We start from the raw sequence: 1,148 nt of genomic DNA on the forward strand, positions 1-1,148 counted from the left end.
AAGTTCGGCTCCGGCCTTGCCGCCGTCCGCCCGGATGACCTTGCCGCCCACGTCATCACCGAATCCGTGAAGCGGGCCCCCGGGCTGGATCCCGAGCGGATTGACGAGGTCGTGTTTGGCAACGCCAACGGCGCGGGCGAGGAGAACCGGAATATCGCCCGGATGGGCACGCTGCTGGCCGGCTTGCCGGTCTCGATCCCGGGCACGTCCGTGAACCGGCTCTGCGGTTCCTCCCTGGACGCGGCGATCATCGCCTCGCGCCAGATCAACGCCGGCGACGCCGAGTTGATGCTCGTGGGCGGCGCCGAGTCGATGTCCCGCGCCCCTTGGGTCCTGCCTAAGACGGAGAAGCCCTACCCGGCCGGGGACATGACCCTGGCGTCCACCACGCTGGGCTGGCGGCTGGTGAACAAGGCCATGCCCAAGGAGTGGACAATCTCCCTCGGCGAGGCCACCGAGAGGCTCCGCGAGAAATACGGCGTCACCCGCGAGGCCCAGGACGAGTTCGCGGCGAACTCGCACAACCTCTCCGCCGCCGCCTGGGACGAGGGCTTCTACGACAACCTCGTCGCACCGGTCCCCGGCACCGACCTGGTCCGGGACGAGGGCATCCGCGCCGGGTCCTCGGCAGAGAAGCTGGCCGGGCTGAAGACCGTGTTCCGCACCGAGAACGGCACCGTCACCGCCGGGAACGCTTCCCCGCTGTCCGACGGCGCCTCCGCGGCCTGGATCGGCTCCGAGAACGCCGCCGGGCTGCTCGGGCTCGAACCGCTGGCCCGCATCGCCGGCCGCGGCGCGCACGGCAACGACCCCCAGTTCTTCGGTTACGCCCCGGTGGAGGCCGCGAACAAGGCCCTCGCGAAGGCGGGCATCGGCTGGGACCAGGTGGGCGCCGTCGAACTTAACGAAGCGTTCGCCGCACAGTCACTGGCCTGCATCAACGCCTGGGACATCGACCCCACCATCGTGAACCGCCACGGCGGCGCACTCGCCATGGGCCACCCGCTGGGAGCGTCCGGCACCCGGATCCTGGGCACCCTCGCCCGGTCCCTGCAGGCCTCCGGTGAGCGGTGGGGCGTCGCCGCCATCTGCATCGGCGTGGGCCAGGGCCTCGCCGTCGTCCTCGAAAACGTCACCGCCGCCCCGCC

1 protein-coding gene is annotated in these 1,148 nt (G+C 71.3%); it reads left to right on the forward strand.

The window, feature by feature from the left end; translation table 11 throughout:
• The coding region (locus ACX80M_RS21045; RefSeq protein WP_459310414.1) for a thiolase family protein at positions 1-1,148 on the forward strand (1,148 nt) is incomplete at both ends.

Source organism: Pseudarthrobacter sp. MDT1-22 (genome assembly GCF_054511035.1).